Consider the following 16,972-nt stretch of genomic DNA (forward strand, 5'->3'; position numbering starts at 1 on the left):
GCCCCGGCACCATGCCAGAATCCCCCGATACGCCGCTGCGGACAGATCTCTTGCCGACCTCAGGTAAATCGCAGATTAACGAAGGTGAATTCCTCGCCGCCGTTGACCTCGGCTCCAACAGCTTCCACATGGTGGTGGCCCGCTATGAACACGGTGAGCCACGTGTCATCGACCGCCTGCGCGATTCCGTACGCATGGCCGTCGGCTTGCGCCCGGACGGTACCCTCGACGCGACCCACCGTTCCGCCGCGCTGGCCAGCCTCGCCCGCTTCGGCCAGCGCATTGCCGGCATTCCCGCCCTGCACGTGCGCGCCGTCGCGACCAACACGGTACGCCGCCTGGCCTCGCCGCATGCCTTCCTGTCCGCGGCGGAAGCCGCGCTCGGGCATCCGGTGGAAATCGTCTCGGGTCGTGAAGAAGGTCGCCTGATCTTCCTGGGCTCCTCGCACGACCTGCCAGCGTCGCGCGACCATCGCCTCGTCATCGACATCGGCGGCGGCAGCACGGAATTCATCATCGGTCGCGGCACCGCACCGGTGTTGACCGAAAGCGTGCAGGTGGGATGTATCGCCTCCACGCTGCGCTTCTTCCCCGGCGGGAAGATCACCCGCAAGCGCTGGCAGAAGGCCCGTCGCGAAATCGGCGTGCTGCTCCAGCAGTTCTCCGAGGACTACCGCGAAGCGGGCTGGGCCGACGCTTACGGCTCGTCGGGCACGGCCAAGTCCATCGGCTCCGTCGTGCGCGCGATGAAACTCTCCGACGACGGCATTACGCCCGAGTCGCTGGCGGCCGTACGTGAAGCACTCATTGAACAGGGCTCATCGGGCGCGCTCAAACTGCCCGGATTGGCCGAGGAGCGCGCCGAAGTCTTCGCCGGTGGCGTGGCTATCTTCGAAGCCGCGTTCGAGGCGCTGGGTATCGAGCGCCTGCGCGTGTCCGAGAGTTCGATGCGCGAGGGCCTGCTCTGGGACCTGATCGGCCGCTCCGCCGGTACCGACCCGCGCATGGCCAGCATCGACTCGCTGGCCAGCCGCTACGGCGTGGACCGCGCCCAGGCACGGCGCGTCGAAACCACGGCGCTCGGCCTGTTCGATCAACTCGCCAAGGCATGGAAGCTCGACGACGACGCGCGTGAATGGCTTTCATGGGCCGCACGGGTGCACGAGCTCGGGCTGGCCATCGCCCACAGCCAGCATCAGCGCCACGGCGGCTACATCCTCCGTCATGCCGATCTGGCCGGTTTCTCGCGGCAGGAACAGCAGCTGCTCGCCGCCATCGTGGAATGTCATCGCCGCAAGCCGGAGAAATCGGTGATTTCGGCCCTGCCGTTGCGCTACCGCGTACTGGCCCGCCATATCACGGCGATCCTTCGCCTCGGCGTGCTGTTCCGCCGCGCTCGCCGTGCGGAAGCGTTGCCCCGCATCCGCGTGAGTGCCTCTCGCCAGCGCCTGCGTCTGTCGCTGCCGGCGGACTGGCTGGACCAGCACCCGCTGACCGAAGCCGACCTCGACCAGGAGCGTGAGCCACTGGCCGAGCTCGGGCTGGACCTCGAGATCGTCACCGAATGACCGCGATCCGCCCGGCGAACGGGCGTATCATGGCGCGATTGTTTCACCGTCACGACCGGTAACCCATGCTCAAAGCCGTCTTCGCCAGCCTCCTACTCGCCCTGCCCGCCGTCTCCATGGCCCAGGCGACCAAGCCGGCAGCGCCAGCGCCGGCGTCCGTCGACCACCCGCGCGTGGTGATGCACACCACCCAGGGCGACGTCACGCTCGAGTTGTTCCCGGACAAAGCGCCCAAGAGCGTGGCCAACTTCCTGCAGTACGTCCGCGACGGCTTCTACGACGGCACGGTGTTCCACCGCGTGGTCAATGGCTACATGGTCCAGGGCGGTCTTTACAGCCGGGACCTGACCCAGCGTCGTACGCGCGCCGCCATTCCCAGCGAAGCCGACAACGGCTTGTCAAACGCTCGCGGCACCATCGCGGTGGCGCGCGGTGGCGATCCGAACTCCGGTACCGCGCAGTTCTTCGTCAACCTGGTCGACAATCGCCGTCTCGACTACGTCAGCAACCAAAGCGGCCTGACATGGGGCTTCGCCGTGTTCGGCAAGGTCGTCTCGGGCATGGACGTGGTCGACAAGATCGCCGCCCTGCCCACCCGCGCGCAGGGCCCCTTCGTCGGCGACGTGCCCAACCCGATAGTCATCATCGACTCGGCCAATGTCGTCGGCGAAGAAAAAGCCCGCCCGGCGCCAGCATCCGCGGCCAGCGCGCCGGCCGCGCCCTCGCAGGCTGCACCGGCTCCGGCCAAACCGGCCACGCCAAAGAAGGGCGAGAAGAAGACCGCCGCCCCGAAGGCCGCATGAGCACGCTGTTCATCGCCGACCTTCACCTCGACGAGGCACGTCCTGATATCACGGCCTTGTTCGAGCGCTTTTTAGCGTCGGACGAGGCGCGCTCCGCCACGGCGTTCTACATCCTCGGTGATCTGGTGGAAGCCTGGATCGGCGACGATGATGACGCCGAACTACCGACCCGGATCGCCGCGGCGACGCGCGCCCTGAGCGACAGCGGTGTACCGGTGTACTTCATGGCCGGCAACCGCGACTTCCTGCTCGGCGAGCGTTTCGCCGAACGCGCGGGACTGACCCTGCTCGACGACGGCGCGGTGCACGATATCGAAGGCACGCCAACCTTGCTCATGCATGGCGACGTGCTCTGCACCGACGACGTGGAATACCAGGCCGTACGCGCTCAGGTGCGCACGGACGCATGGAAACAGCAGATCCTGTCGATGCCGCTGGAAGCGCGCCGCGCGTTTGCCGCCAAGGCGCGTAGCGACAGCAAGTCACGCACGGGCCGGATCGACGAGACGATCATGGACGTGAACCAGGGTGCGGTCGAAACGGCCTTGCGCCATGCCGGCGTGCATCGACTCATCCACGGACACACGCATCGTCCGGCTATTCACCCGTTCGCTTTCGACGGTGCGAATGCGGAGCGCATTGTGTTGGGTGACTGGTACGACCACGGATCGGTGCTCGCGATCGACGGTGACCGGTTGGATCTGCGTGGGCTTTGGCAGGTTTAACCTGCTTTGCGGGCACCTATCCCTGCGCGAGCACCCATCGCCGATGAATCGGCTCCCACACACAGCGGCTTCGTCGCATTGAATCGCCTTTGTGTGGGAGCCGCTTCAGCGGCGATGCTCTTGTAGGAGCCGATTCATCGGCGATGCTCTTGTGGGAGCCGCTTCAGCGGCGATCCCTGCGCAAACGACCGTCGAGGATTCCCTCACCCCAACGTCCGCAGCCAAACCAACTCACTCTCCGAAAACCCAGCCTCACGCCGCGCCTCCAGATTGAACGGCCCCCTCAACGACCCATTCATATAGTCGTTCAGCAGTTGGGCGAACGTAGCTTCCGGCTCGATCCCATCACGCTCACAGCACCAATGGAACCAGCGCGTTCCCGCCGCCACGTGGGCAACCTCCTCGCGCAGGATCACTTCCAGGATGCCCACGGTGCGTTCGTCGTTCTGCCGGCGCAGCCGTTCCATCATCCCCGGCGTCACGTCCAGACCGCGCGCTTCGAGCACACGCGGTACCAGAGCCATGCGCGCGGTGTCGCTGTGTGCGGTTTTCTCGGCCATTTCCCACAGGCCGTTGTGCGCGTCGAAATCGCCATAAGCGTGGCCGAGTTCGTCGAGGCGACCGGCGAGCATCGTGAAATGGCGCGCTTCGTCGTTCGCGCACGACGCCCAGTCGCGGTAGTACGCGTCGGGCTTGCCGCGAAAGCGGTACACCGCGTCCCAGGCGAGATCGATCGCGTTGAATTCGATGTGTGCGATCGCATGCACGAGCGCGGCGCGACCCTCGGCGGAACCGAGACCGCGCTGGGCCAGTTCACGCGAGGGCACCAGGCGCGGGCGTTCCGGCCGGCCCGGTAGCCCGATGGGCGACGGCGGCGGTGACATGGGATCAGGTATGAGCAGCCCCTCGCCCAGCGCCGACCACGCCTCGAAACTCAGGCGCACCTTTTCGGCGGGATCGGTCGCCTCGAGGCAACGGCGTGCGGCGGCGTGGAGATCTTGCATGACGGCATGGCGGCGCGCCGGGGCGCGCCGCCGATCGCTCAGGCGCTGCGGCGTTCGTTCTTGGCCGAATCCGAACGCATGGCTTCCTGCTGTTCGAGGAAGCCTGCGTCCACACCCGTGACGTACTCACCCGAGAAGCACGACGTGTCGAAATGGGTGAGCGCTTCGTTGCCGTCGGCAACCGCCTGGATAAGGTCTTCCAGATCCTGGTAGACCAGCCAGTCGGCACCCAGTGCCTTCTCCACTTCTTCCACGGTACGACCGGCAGCCACCAGTTCGGACGCGGCCGGCATGTCGATGCCGTAGATATTCGGGTAACGCACCGGCGGCGCCGCGGAAGCGAAGTAGACGTTCTTCGCACCGGCGTCGCGGGCCATCTGGATGATCTGGCGCGAGGTGGTGCCACGCACGATGGAGTCATCCACCAGCAGCACGTTCTTCTTGCGGAATTCCAGGTCGATGGCATTGAGCTTGCGGCGCACGGATTTCACGCGCTCGCCTTGCCCCGGCATGATGAAGGTGCGGCCGATGTAGTGGTTCTTGACCAGGCCTTCGCGCATCGGCACGCCGAGCGCCTGGGCGAGCGAGCTGGCCGCGGTGCGCGAGGTGTCGGGAATGGGAATGACGGCGTCGATGCCGTGATCCGGACCGCGCTCGCGAAGGATCTTCTCGGCGAGCTTCTCGCCCATGCGCAGGCGTGCCTTGTACACGGAGACGTCCTCGATCATCGAGTCCGGGCGAGCGAGGTAAACGTATTCGAAGATGCACGGCGCGTGCACTGCGCCTTCGGCGCAACGCTGCGTATGCAACTCGCCACCTTCGGTGACGATGACCGCTTCGCCCGGCTCGATGTCGCGGATGCGCTTGAAGCCCAACACGTCGAACGCAACGGATTCGGATGCGATGGCATATTCGTGACCCTGCGCCGTAATGCGCTCACCGAGGACCAGCGGGCGGATACCATTCGGATCGCGGAAGGCGATGAGGCCGTAGCCGAGCACCAGGGCGATGCAGGCGTAACCGCCGCGGGCACGCGCATGGACGCCCGAGATCGCCTTGAAGACGTGCTCCGGCGTGAGGTCGCCGCGGTCGTCCACCTGCAACTCGTGCGCGAGCACGTTGAGCAGCACTTCGGAGTCGGAGTCCGTGTCGATGTGGCGACGGTCGTCCTCGAACATCTCCTTGCGCAGGGCCTCGGTGTTGACGAGGTTGCCGTTGTGCGCGAAGGCGATGCCATAGGGCGAGTTCACGTAGAAGGGCTGGGCCTCATCCGTGCCTTCCGAGCCGGCGGTCGGATAGCGGCAATGGCCGATACCGATGCGGCCACGCAGCTTGCTGACGCCTGCTGAATTGAAGACGTCGCGAACCAGCCCGTTGCCCTTGTGCAGGCGCAGGCGCGCGCCGTCCACGGTGGCAATGCCGGCGGCATCCTGCCCGCGATGTTGCAGGACGGTCAGGCCGTCATACAGGGCCGACGCCACTTCCGTGGTGCCGACGATGCCGATGATTCCGCACATGGGTGTTGCCTTCTACGAAGTGGCCGCCGTGGTCGCGGCGGCAGGGTGAACATGATCTTTGTCCGGTTGCGCGGGAGTGGAGAAGTCGCGCAACCTCATGAGGTCGTCCTTGCTGGGCAGCTTTACGTCCGGCATCTTCAGGTTTTCCAGAGCGGCAGGCGGATGCATGTATCCGCGCACATTCTCCGGCACCTGCTGACCCAGCCATTCGGCCGCGCCACGGAACTGCGGCATCATCGCCGACTCGCGCCACATCGGGGCGTTAGCCAGGGGAGTGAAGCCCACGACGAACACGACCAGGGCCACGATGAGTACACCGCGAGCCAGGCCGAAAAGCATGCCGAACAACCGGTCGGTGCCGCCCAGTCCCGTGCTCGCGACCAGGCGCGAGATTATGAACCGGATCAGCCCGCCCACCAGCAGCACGGCGATAAAGCACAAGCCATAACCGATCGCCACGCGTGCCGAAGGCAGGGATACGCTGCTTTCGAAGTAATGCGCCAGCGACGGGCCATATGTCCAGGCCACCCAGAAGGCGGCGACCCAGATCACGAGCGAGAGCACTTCGGAAATGAGGCCGCGCATGAGGCCGATCAAGACCGAAATGAACAGGATCGCCAGGATGACGCAGTCGATCCAATTCACGTGGCAGTCCCCGGTTTCACGTTGAGGGCGGGTCGCGGCACCTTACGGCGCCGAAACGACCACGCCGTCCAGGCCAACCTTGGCCTTGATCTGGTCTTTCAGGCGTACCGCGTCGTCGCGCTGGGTCTGCGGCCCGGCGCGGACGCGCCAGAGCTTGGCACCCGCGCTGGACGCGACGCTGTCGACATAGCCGGCGATACCCGCGCCACGCAGCTTGTCGCGCAGGCGCGTGGCCTCTGCCTCGCTGCTCACCGCGGCGACCTGCACGGCGAACCCGCCCGCGTGCGGCAACGCTGCAGGGACGGTGACGCTTGCGGCGGCAGGCGCCGGGACGGCAGCCGCCTTTGGCGGCGCAGGTACGTCGGCAGTCTGCGTCTCAGCTCTGGACGAGAGCGTCGCAGGCGCGCCTGGCGCGGCGGCCGTGATCTTCAGGCGCGCCGCTTCGGCAGCGGCACGCGATTCGAAGGGACCGGCTGTCACGCGGGTCAGTGCCTTGCCGGCCTGGTTGGACGCCGACGTGTTGACCGGATAACCGAGCGCGCGAACCTTCTGTACCAACGCGTCGGCCTTGCTGCGATCGGCGTAGGCGCTGAGGTTGATGGTGAAACTGCCGCGGGCGGCAGTACCTGCCGGCAGAGCGGCAGCGGGAGGCGTCGCGGCCACGGCTGCCGGTGCCGGGATGGCTGCCGGCTTCACCGGCCTGGTCGCGGCCGGGGCCACGACTGTGGAAGCCGGGGTGGCAGCAGGCTTGTTACCGGCCGGCGCATGGGCGAAGTCTTCCGGCAGGGCATCCACCGGCTTGCGCGAGGCGATGTCCACCGAGGCGAGCTTGTTGCCGTTGCCCGGCGTGACCGAGCCGGCCGGCGGGGCGGCATCGGCCGGAGCGGCGGCCGCCGGATGCACCGGCCCACCAGCCGCTTGTGGGCCGCTGACCGAAGCCGGCGAACCGTTGGGCGCCACGTCGAGCGTGCGCGTCTGCAGTTCACGGTCGGGTGCCGGCGGAATCTCGAGACTGACCGTCTGGTCGGCGTCGCTCTTGGGCGGCGTATTAGAGAACATCATCGGCACGAAAAGGACCAACAGAGCAACCAGGACGGCGGCACCCAGCAGACGTGTTTTCAAGGAAAGCTCCATACGACCGACGCAATGCGAATCGCGGCGATTATAACCGGCAATCGACGGCCCCGCCGTCGCTCACCCCCCGGCGTTCACGTGCGGTGGGACAGCGCGGCGGCGGCAACAAAGAACGAACCGAACAGCAACAGCACATCGTCCTCGCCGGCCTCCGCACGAGCGGCCTCCCAGGCCGTCCCGACGTTCTCGAAGGCCCGGCCGTGCGCATCCGGACGTATGGCCGCCAGCATGGCAAGCAGGGCTCCCGACGGCAGGCCCCGCGGGGTATCGCGTTCAAGGCCGGCGAGGTACCAATGGTCGACACGATCGACCAGTGCATCGATAACGCCCCCGATATCCTTGTCGGCCAATGCGCCATACACCGCACGCACCTGCCCATGGCGCGGCGTGGCGTCGAGCCAGGCAGCCAGGGCGCGCGCGGCCTGGGGGTTGTGCCCCACGTCCACCAGGGTCATCGGATGCTCGGCGATTCGCTGCAGCCGACCCGGCACACGGACCGCCGCCAGCGCCCGCCGGATGGCCGCGGGAGGCACATCGACACGCGACCCGAGGGCGTGGATAGCCGCGATCGCCGTGGCGGCGTTGTCTATCTGCACGGGCGCATCCAGCCGTGGGCGCGGCAGGTCGAGCACGGTGCCGTCGCGGTGCGACCAGCGCCAGAGACCCTCCCCGTCCACACTGCCGGCCGAAAACGCGTCGCCGTTGGCCAAGATGTCGGCGCCGATGCCACGCAGGGCCTCCAACAGGCCAGCCGGCGGCAGACGCTCGCCGACGATAGCGGGCCGGCCAGCCCTTGCGATGCCGGCCTTCTCGCGACCGATGCTGTCGCGGTCGCCACCGAGCCAGTCCTGATGATCCAGGTCGATCGTGGTGATGACTGCCACGTCGGCGTCGATGATGTTCACGGCATCCAGCCGACCACCCAGGCCAACCTCGATGACGGCGATGTCGAGCGAGGCGCGGGACATCAGGTCGATGGCCGCGAGCGTACCGAACTCGAAGTACGTCTGGGGAATCGCGCCCCGCGCCGCTTCGATGCGCTCGAACGAAGCCACCAGCGCCTCATCGGAAGCATCGTCGCCCTCGAGGCGCACGCGCTCGTTATAACGAAGCAGGTGGGGGGAGGTGTAGCAGCCGACGCGGTAACCGGCCCCGCGCAGCATGCCTTCGAGGAAGGCGACGGTAGACCCCTTCCCGTTGGTGCCACCGACGGTGATGACGGTGGGTGCCGGACGCGGCGAGCCCATCGCTTCCCACACGGCACGAACGCGGTCCAGGCCGAGTTCGATGTCGCGCGGATGCGTGCGCTCCTGGTACGAAAGCCACTCGGCGAGGGTGCGCATGATGACGATGCCAGATGGGAAATCGGTCAAGCTTAATCCTTCCGCGAGCACCCTATCGCCGATGAATCGGCTCTTACAGAGAGAGCGGGGGAGCACAAACGAAAACGCCAGCCCGGAGGCTGGCGTTTTCGCGACACAGGCTGCTATCGATCAGCAGTTGTCGTCGCCGCCGAACGGGTCGTCGAGAATGATCGTGTCGTCACGGTCTGCCCCGGTAGCCACGAGCGCCAGCTTGCAGCCCGAAAGCTCCTCGACGGCGCGCAGGTAGGCACGAGCGGCCGGCGGCAGTTTGTTCCAGTCGCGGATGCCGGCGGTGGACTCTTCCCAGCCCGGGAACTCGAGGTAGACCGGCTTGCACTCGGCCCAACCGTCGGCGTCCAGCGGCGCCAGCTCGCGACGCTTGCCGCGGTATTCATACGCGATGCAGACCTTGATGCTTTCCAGGCCGTCAAGGACGTCGAGCTTGGTGATGGCAAGGCCGTCGATACCATTGATCTGCACGGCGCGCTTCAGCGCGACGAGGTCGATCCAGCCGCAGCGACGCGGACGACCCGTGCTGGCGCCGAACTCGTTGCCCTTCTTACGCAGCAATTCGCCCATTTCGTCGTTGAGCTCGGTCGGGAACGGACCGCCGCCCACGCGCGTGGCGTAGGCCTTGCAGATGCCCAGCACGTAGTCGATGTCGCGTGCACCGACGCCGGTTCCGGCCAACGCACCGCCGACCGTGGTGTTCGACGACGTTACGTACGGATAGGTGCCGTGGTCGATGTCGAGCAGCGCGCCCTGCGCACCCTCGAACAGGATGTTGCCACCTTCCTTACGCACGTCGTGCAGGATCGTGGCGACATCGTCGACCATCGGGCGCAGGTACTCGCCCCAGGTGAGGGCTTCATCGAGGACGGTCTGGTAATCGACCGGCTCGGCCTTCAGCCACTGGGTGAGGACGAAGTTGTGGTACTCGACGGCGGCCTGCACTTTCTCCGGCAGCTCGTGCGGGTACATGAGGTCGGCCACGCGGATGGAGCGACGGGCCACCTTGTCTTCGTAGGCCGGGCCGATACCACGGCCGGTGGTGCCGATGGCCTTGGCGCCGGAGGCGACTTCGCGCGCCTTATCGACAGCGATGTGGTACGGCATGATCAGCGGCGTCGCCGGCGAGATCTTCAGGCGCGGACGGACGTCCACACCCTGGGCCTCGAGCTCGGCGATTTCGCTCATCAGCGCGGCAGGCGAAAGGACCACGCCATTACCGATAAGGCAGAGCGCGTCGTCGCGCAGGATGCCCGAGGGAATCAGGTGCAGGACAGTCTTCTTGCCCTTGATCACCAGCGTGTGGCCCGCGTTATGGCCACCCTGGAAACGCGCGACGGCACCGACGCGCTCGGTCAGAAGATCGACGATCTTGCCCTTGCCCTCGTCGCCCCATTGCGCGCCCAGAATTACGACTGACTTACCCATTTTACGGCTCTCTTTAGTTGCGTGGCCCGCGAGGGCTGATGTGGATCTTGTTTAGCGCTGGCGGCCGGGGCCGTCGTTGAGATAGCGCAGGAATTCGGAATCGGGCTTGAGCACCAGCACGCCCTTGCCGTCGGCGAAGGATTTACGGTACGCCGCGAGGCTTCGATAGAACGAGAAGAACTCGGGGTCCTGGTTATAGGCCTGCGCATAGATGGCGGCCGCCTGCGCGTCGCCGTCGCCCTTGACCTTGGTCGCGTCCCGGTTGGCGTCGGCGAGCAGCACCACCTTCTGGCGATCGGCATCGGCGCGAATCTTCTCGGCGCTCTCCTGACCGGTGTAACGCAGCTCGTTGGCAAGCTGCAGGCGCTCGTTGCGCATGCGCTTGTACACCGAGCCACTCACCTCGTCGGGCAGGTCGATGCGCTTGATGCGCACGTCGACGATGGCGATGCCGAGGTTCTTGCGCGCCGCTACATCGGTGTCCTTGCGCACCTGGCCGGTGATGTCCTCGCGACCGCCGGCAATCAGATCTTCAAGGTTGCGCGAGTTGAACTCGTGGCGCAGCGCATCTTTCACGATCGGCGTGAGGCGCTGGATAGCCTGCGTCTGCTCGCCCGAGGTGGCGCGGTAGTACGCCGCGTTATCGGCGATGCGCCACTTCACGTAGAAGTCGACGTTGACGCTTTTCTTCTCGAGCGTGAAGTAACGCTCAGGCTGCGCATCGAGGCCGAGGATGCGATTGTCGAACCGCATCACCTGCTGCACCACGGGAATCTTGAAGTGCAGGCCGGGCTGGTAGTCGGCGCGCACGATGCGGCCGAACTGCAGCAGGAGGGCGTTCTCGCCTTCCTTCACGACAAACGCACTGTTGAACGCCAGCAGGACGACGATGAGGACGATGAGGCCGGAGATGTACTTCACTGCGCATTCCCCTGCGGATTCGGATTCGCGTCGGTGGTGGCCGACTGGATGACCGGACCCACGCCCGGAACGTTGCGAACCGTGCCGCCGTTCGACTCGACCGGAAGCTGGATGATGTTCTTGCCGTTGCTGCCGTCGACGACCTTCGGGTTGCCGGCCATGACTTCCTCGACGGTTTCGAGCCACAGACGACGACGCGTGACTTCCGGCGCGGCGTGGTATTCCTTCAGCAACGCGTTGAAGCGATCGACATCGCCGTTGGCGCGCGCGATGCGCTCCACACGCTCGCCCTGGGCTTCGGCGGCGATGCGCGCGGCGTCGCCACGGGCCACCGGTACCACCTGACTTTCGTAGGCGCGGGCCTTGTTCTCTTCACTCTGTTTGTCTTCGCGGGCGGCGTTGACGTCGTCGAAGGCGTCCTTCACTTCCTTCGGCGGCGACACGTTCTGAAAGCTGACGCCCGTGACCAGGATGCCGGCGTCGTACTTGTCGAGCGTGGTCTGGAGGATGTCGCGCGTCTGCTGCTGCAGGGTTTCCTTCGCCGCCGGAGCGACGCCAGCGACAGGTGCCTGCGCCGGCGCGGGCGTATCGACGCCCGGCGTGGTCAGGATGTTGTCCATGATATTCGCGCCGACCACGGAGCGGACGGCCGCTTCGGAGGCGTTCTTCATCGTGCCGTTTTCGATGTCGTTGTTCGAGTACAGGAACTTACGCGCATCGGAAACCTGGTACTGCACATTGAAGTCGATCGCGATGATGTTCTCGTCGCGGGTCAGCATGGACACGTTGTCCGAGATCGAACGGACCTGGGTCATCTCGACCTTGGTCACCGTTTCGATCGGGCTAGGCGCCTTCAGGTGGAAGCCAGGCGGCAGCACGCGCGAGAACTGGCCGAAGCGCAGCACCACACCGACCTGCCGGGCGTCGATCACCGTGTAGCTGCCGACCAGCAGCCAGGCCACGATAAAGACAAGCACGACAGCGAATACGCCGCCGCTTCCCGCGCCGAACTTGCCGAAGCGGGCCTTGAGGCTCTTGATCATGCCGTCGAGGTCGGGCTTGCGCCCGCTCGACCGGTTGCGGTTCCAGGGATCCTTCTGGCCGTTACCGGGTTCGTTCCAAGCCATGGTCGACAGTCTCCTTGGGGGACCGGAGGGTGGGCGGCTGGCAAGCCTTCAGGTGAACCCAGACGACGGGGATGGGCGGCGGGCGTTGTGACGCTCGTCGCCGCGCCGAATGGGCACGCAAACGTTGTGAATTCTAGCAGACGGGGGCGGATCGGTGCTCGACGGCGACCAATCAGAACTCCGCGTGGGGCGGGTCGATGAGGTCGCGGAGAGACCTGGCGTGAGCATCGTCGCCAATAAGCGGCGCCAGGACCGAGCGTGGCGCGTCGATATCGAGGTGCCACCCGTGCTCGTCGATGGCCTCACCGGCAATGGCGCCGGCCGCTTTCAGACGGGCATGAAGACGTCCCGCCGTGAGAGGAAGCTCAAGACCCGCACGAATCCGGTCACCACCGAGCAGTTCGCCCAGGGCCTCGCGCAGCCCGTCAAGGCCAGCGCCGCTCGCGGCCGACAGCCAGACCTGGCGCGGCTTGCCGTCCTCACCGCGATCCATGCGTGGTTCGGCCTCGATCAGGTCGACCTTGTTCATGACCGACAACTGGGGCACGTCGCCGGCGCCGATCTCCTCGAGTACCTCATTGACCACCCGGCGGAGGATTTCCCGCTCCTCGTCCGCCGCATCACTGACATGGATAAGCAGGTCGGCGTCGCGCGCCTCGGCCAGCGTGGCGCGGAAGGCGGCGACGAGGTCGTGCGGCAGCTCGCGGATGAAGCCGACGGTATCGGCGATGACCGCGGGACCGCAGGCCAGGCCGTCGATCTTGCGCACAGTGGGATCCAGGGTGGCGAACAACTGGTCCGCCACATACACACCACCCGTGGTCAGCGCGTTGAACAAGGTGGACTTGCCGGCGTTGGTATAGCCGACCAGGGCCACGCGCGGCACGGTGTTGCGCAGGCGCGACCGGCGCTGCTGGTCACGCTGGGTCTGAACTTTCTCGAGGCGCTTGCTCAGCATCTTCACCCGCTCGGCAAGTAGCCGGCGATCGGTTTCCAGCTGGGTTTCACCCGGGCCGCGGTTGCCGATGGCACCGCCGCGCTGGGCATCCAGATGGGTCCAGCCACGGACCAGACGCGTCGCCACGTGCTTGAGCTGGGCCAGTTCGACCTCGAGCTTGCCCTCGTGGGAACGGGCGCGCTGGGCAAAGATGTCGAGAATCAGCCCGGCGCGGTCGACGACACGCGTCCCCAGGTGCTTTTCGAGATTGCGCTCCTGCACGGGCGTGAGCTCGTGGTCGACGAGGACCAGATCGGCCTCGAGGGCGCGCACGGCTTCAGCGACCTCGTCGGCCTTGCCACTACCGATATAGAAACGGGGATTGGGTGTCGCCACCCGAGCCGGGATGCTGGCCAGGACTTCAGCGCCAGCCGAAGCGACCAGTTCGGCGAATTCCTCGCCACGGCGGATCGCGTCGCTTTCGCCACGCGAATGCGGCAGGACCAGCACGGCCCGCTCGCCTTTCTTTTGCCTATCGAACACTTAGGGGGATGACCTCATGCAGAAGAAGGGGTGCGCGATGCCAAAGCATACGCGCACCCGTCCCTTTACATATGGGTTGCCACCGGGGCCCCTCAACCCTCGGCGTCGCCCGCACCCGATTCCGGATGATTCTCATGGCCACCGACCCGCACATTGCGGCTCGGCACGACCGTCGAGATGGCGTGCTTGTAGACCATCTGGCTCACCTGATTGCGCAGCAGAACCACGAACTGGTCGAACGACTCGATCGTGCCCTGCAGCTTGATACCGTTCACCAGGTAAATGGCGACCGGCACACGCTCACGGCGAAGCGCATTCAAAAACGGATCCTGCAACGACTGCCCTTTGGACATTTCTTCTTCTCCCCTACGCCTTTCGTACGGGTCCGGGTAAAAAAACGCCAAACGGCGCCCCAGCCCAAGTGTCTTGAATCTTAACTGCTTTTAAACGCCAGCAGGAAGCGCCGGACGTGACGACTTCGGCATTCCCAGGAACTGCCCGAGGGCCTTGTCCACTTCCGGCAACGGATCCCCCCGGTCCGGGTCGAACGTGCGTGCGTCCAGCTCGTTGCGCAACCAGGTGATCTGGCGCTTGGCGAGCTGCCGCGTTGCATAGATACCACGGTCGCGAAGGTTCGTCGCGTCGCCCTGCCCGTCCAGATACTCCCAGGCCTGCCGGTAGCCCACGGCGCGGATGGCCGGGAGGTCGGCGTGGAGGTCGCCACGGGCCTTCAGGGCCCTGACTTCGTCGAGGAAACCGTCGGCCAGCATGGCGTCGAAGCGGATGGCGATCCGTTCGTGAAGGGCCTTGCGGTCATCGGGCAGGAGGGCGAGCTTGAGCACCCGCCAGGGCAACCGGTCGCCGACCGCCTGCTTCTGCAGATCGGTCAATCGCTGGCCGGTGAGCTCCATCACCTCGAGTGCCCGCTGGATGCGCTGCGCGTCGCCCGGCCGGATACGCTCGCCGGCCACGGGATCGAGTGCCGCCATGCGTGCGTGCATCACTGCCCAACCCACGGTTGCGGCTTCGGCCCCCAGGCGCTCACGGAGCGCGGGGTCGGCTTCCGGTAGATCCGACAGGCCACGTTGAAGGGCTCGAAAGTAGAGGCCCGTGCCGCCGACCAGGAGCGGCACCTTGCCCGCTTCAGCGATACGACCCATCGCGGCCAGCGCATCGCTGCGAAACTCCGCCGCCGAATAAGGCTGGGCGGGGTCGCGGATATCGACGAGTTCGTGCGGGTAGCGCGCCAGCGTCGCGGCGTCCGGCTTGGCCGAGCCGATGTCCAGTCCGCGATACACCAACGCCGAATCGACACTAATCAGACCCACCGGATAGCGATCGGCCAGCGCGCAGGCCAGCGCCGTCTTGCCCGATGCGGTCGGGCCCATCAGGAAGATGGCGAGGGGACGGGTGTCGAGGGTCATGGGCGCGCGAAGTGAAAAGCGAAGGCAAGCGTACCCCAGGCAGTGACAGCGACCACGACCTTTGGCAGGATCGTCGGACACACAGGGAGAATGGAAGCATGTTGCGTGTTTCGATAGCGCTTGCCGCCGTAATGGGATTCGTCGCCTCGGCGCAAGCCGCTACGGTCGTGCCGACCGTCTATGAGGCTGGGCATTTCTTCGCGACCCCGACACTGGCCAACGGACAGGTACTCCGCCTGCTGGTGGATACCGGCGGGGGCGGCATCAACTACTGGCTTCAGGAAAGCACCGCTGCCCGGCTGGGGCTGCAGAAAGTCAGTTGTCCCGAACTCGCCGATGCCCCGTTGGTGACCGCACCCGAATACCAACCGGACAAAGGCTTACCCAAGCCAAAAACCTACTGCGGCGCGATCTCGGCACTCGTGCCTGAAGACGGGATCGACACGACGATGGACGGCATGGTCGGCTCGTCCTACCTGCCGGACCACATCTGGACCTTCGACTATCCTCGTCGAACGCTGAGTATCGAAGCGCCCAGCTGGATGCCTCCGAACAATGCCCACGCGCTTCACATGAACCTTCCCGCGACCCGCAAGGGGCAGGTACGCCAGTCGTTCCCGCGTATCAAGGTCACTGTCGCAGGCGAGGACGTCGATATGTTGCTCGACACCGGCGCCACTGCCCGGCCTACCAGGGAAGGACTCGCCACCATGGGCACTTCCGTCGTGAAGGGCGAAGGCACGACCAGCTACGCCACGGCGCGTCTTATCAGCCATTGGCACGACGCGCATCCAAACTGGGCGGTGCTCGACAATGCCGACGGACTTATCGGACCGAAGCGTGCCATTCGCGTGCCGTCCGTCGAGATCGGTGGTTGGGCGGTGGGTCCCGTGTGGTTCGTCGAACGACCCAATGCCAATTTCGAACAGGTGATGTCATCCATGATGGATGGGACAGTGCATGGGGCGATAGGTGCCAACGTCCTGTCGTCGTTCCGCATGACTCTTGACTACGTCCACGCGACAGCGTGGCTCAGTTGTGTCGAACGATGCGAAGCCTCAGTGCCGGCCACTAAGTAAGCAGGACAACGCAAGCCTATGCTGCATAAAGCGTAATCCGACTTGTCCACAGGTTTATGCAAGGCCTGTCCACACTACCTGTGGATATCGCGAAGGATGTTTTCGAGGCGTGGTCAAGTAGTAAGCAGCACAACGCAAGTGCATGGTGGTGAACGCCGAAACGGACTTGTCCACATGGTTATGCAGGCGATATCCACATTCCCTGTGGATATCACGCGCATGAGAATCAGGGACGCCTGACCTCACGCTATCCACAAGCTGCGTTAGGCTTCCCCATACGTCACTTTGCGCACGGAAAACACCATGCAACGCCCGACCAACGCCCCGCGCAGTCAACGTGCGCTGACCGCGACGCTGGAGTTCGTTCAATGACAACCGCACAGGCCCGTTCGACAGGCCGCGCGGAGAACGAGGCCACCGAGCGCGAGAAGTTCTACGCCGATCTCAACCGCACGCGTGCCGAGACCGAGAAGATGTACGCAGAGATGAGGAAGCTGAACATGGACGCGTCTCGACACGTTGAAGAAGTGTTGAAGATACGCGCCGAGACGGAAAAGGCCGACGCCGATGCGAAGAAGCTCATGATGGATGCGACGAAGGCTCAGCTGGAGATCCGCTGGTATCCATACGCTGTCATCGGCTCGCTCGGCCTCGCGTGGCTTGGTGCCGGCGCAGCTTTGATTACTGCACTGATCAAGCTGTTCGCACTTTGGGGCCAAATGCTCGGATCGTGATCACTCAATG

The 16,972-nt window shown here is 65.5% G+C and carries 16 protein-coding genes; 5 read left to right on the forward strand and 11 right to left on the reverse strand.

Features of this window, described 5'->3' with window-relative positions; all coding sequences use genetic code 11:
- Positions 1 to 50 precede the first annotated feature (50 nt).
- The 3 genes from C8J98_RS19930 to C8J98_RS19940 all read left to right on the forward strand — a co-directional run bounded on the left by C8J98_RS19930 (position 51) and on the right by C8J98_RS19940 (position 3,096).
- On the forward strand, positions 51 to 1,568 hold the full coding sequence (locus tag C8J98_RS19930; RefSeq protein ID WP_107915335.1) for a Ppx/GppA phosphatase family protein: 1,518 nt from the start codon (positions 51 to 53) through the stop codon (positions 1,566 to 1,568).
- 65 nt (positions 1,569 to 1,633) lie between these two features.
- A complete protein-coding gene (locus C8J98_RS19935; RefSeq protein WP_107915337.1) occupies positions 1,634 to 2,371 on the forward strand; it encodes a peptidylprolyl isomerase in 738 nt (245 codons plus the stop codon).
- Positions 2,368 to 3,096 carry a UDP-2,3-diacylglucosamine diphosphatase gene (locus tag C8J98_RS19940; RefSeq protein WP_107915339.1) on the forward strand — a complete coding sequence of 243 codons (729 nt, stop codon included), beginning with the start codon at positions 2,368 to 2,370 and terminating at the stop codon, positions 3,094 to 3,096. The genes C8J98_RS19935 and C8J98_RS19940 overlap by 4 nt, the downstream gene beginning before the upstream one ends.
- A gap of 203 nt (positions 3,097 to 3,299) precedes the next feature.
- On the opposite strand, the gene C8J98_RS19945 is transcribed toward C8J98_RS19940, so the two are convergent.
- The 11 genes from C8J98_RS19945 to miaA form a co-directional block, all read right to left on the reverse strand.
- A complete protein-coding gene (locus tag C8J98_RS19945; RefSeq protein WP_107915341.1) occupies positions 3,300 to 4,100 on the reverse strand; it encodes a ferritin-like domain-containing protein in 801 nt (266 codons plus the stop codon).
- Between the two features lie 38 nt (positions 4,101 to 4,138).
- Entirely contained in the window at positions 4,139 to 5,617 is a 1,479-nt protein-coding gene (purF, locus tag C8J98_RS19950) for an amidophosphoribosyltransferase (RefSeq protein WP_107915344.1), read from the reverse strand.
- A 12-nt stretch (positions 5,618 to 5,629) separates the two neighbouring features.
- The gene (locus tag C8J98_RS19955) at positions 5,630 to 6,262 is read right to left on the reverse strand and encodes a CvpA family protein (protein ID WP_107915346.1); all 633 of its coding nucleotides are present in this window, start codon (positions 6,260 to 6,262) and stop codon (positions 5,630 to 5,632) included.
- Positions 6,263 to 6,304: 42 nt separating this feature from the next.
- A complete protein-coding gene (locus C8J98_RS19960; RefSeq protein ID WP_107915521.1) occupies positions 6,305 to 7,384 on the reverse strand; it encodes an SPOR domain-containing protein in 1,080 nt (359 codons plus the stop codon).
- 86 nt (positions 7,385 to 7,470) lie between these two features.
- A complete protein-coding gene (folC, locus tag C8J98_RS19965; protein ID WP_107915523.1) occupies positions 7,471 to 8,742 on the reverse strand; it encodes a bifunctional tetrahydrofolate synthase/dihydrofolate synthase in 1,272 nt (423 codons plus the stop codon).
- A 147-nt stretch (positions 8,743 to 8,889) separates the two neighbouring features.
- A complete protein-coding gene (locus C8J98_RS19970) occupies positions 8,890 to 10,197 on the reverse strand; it encodes an adenylosuccinate synthase (protein ID WP_107915349.1) in 1,308 nt (435 codons plus the stop codon).
- A gap of 51 nt (positions 10,198 to 10,248) precedes the next feature.
- The gene (gene hflC / locus C8J98_RS19975) at positions 10,249 to 11,118 is read right to left on the reverse strand and encodes a protease modulator HflC (protein WP_107915351.1); all 870 of its coding nucleotides are present in this window, start codon (positions 11,116 to 11,118) and stop codon (positions 10,249 to 10,251) included.
- Entirely contained in the window at positions 11,115 to 12,245 is a 1,131-nt protein-coding gene (gene hflK, locus C8J98_RS19980) for an FtsH protease activity modulator HflK (RefSeq protein ID WP_107915353.1), read from the reverse strand. The genes hflC and hflK overlap by 4 nt, the downstream gene beginning before the upstream one ends.
- 172 nt (positions 12,246 to 12,417) lie before the next feature.
- Entirely contained in the window at positions 12,418 to 13,725 is a 1,308-nt protein-coding gene (hflX, locus tag C8J98_RS19985; protein ID WP_107915355.1) for a ribosome rescue GTPase HflX, read from the reverse strand.
- Between the two features lie 92 nt (positions 13,726 to 13,817).
- The gene (gene hfq / locus C8J98_RS19990) at positions 13,818 to 14,078 is read right to left on the reverse strand and encodes an RNA chaperone Hfq (RefSeq protein WP_046967362.1); all 261 of its coding nucleotides are present in this window, start codon (positions 14,076 to 14,078) and stop codon (positions 13,818 to 13,820) included.
- A gap of 90 nt (positions 14,079 to 14,168) precedes the next feature.
- A complete protein-coding gene (miaA, locus tag C8J98_RS19995) occupies positions 14,169 to 15,149 on the reverse strand; it encodes a tRNA (adenosine(37)-N6)-dimethylallyltransferase MiaA (protein ID WP_107915357.1) in 981 nt (326 codons plus the stop codon).
- A 98-nt stretch (positions 15,150 to 15,247) separates the two neighbouring features.
- Between miaA and C8J98_RS20000 the strand changes: the two genes are divergently transcribed.
- Together C8J98_RS20000 and C8J98_RS20005 are read left to right on the forward strand one after the other, a co-directional pair.
- Positions 15,248 to 16,228 (forward strand): hypothetical protein, encoded by a 981-nt coding sequence (locus tag C8J98_RS20000; protein WP_146171683.1) that lies wholly within the window; start codon positions 15,248 to 15,250, stop codon positions 16,226 to 16,228.
- 368 nt (positions 16,229 to 16,596) lie between these two features.
- A complete protein-coding gene (locus tag C8J98_RS20005; protein WP_107915361.1) occupies positions 16,597 to 16,962 on the forward strand; it encodes a hypothetical protein in 366 nt (121 codons plus the stop codon).
- Positions 16,963 to 16,972: the final 10 nt, after the last annotated feature.

Origin of the sequence: Luteibacter sp. OK325 (assembly GCF_003050935.1) — a bacterium.
Taxonomy (GTDB): domain Bacteria; phylum Pseudomonadota; class Gammaproteobacteria; order Xanthomonadales; family Rhodanobacteraceae; genus Luteibacter.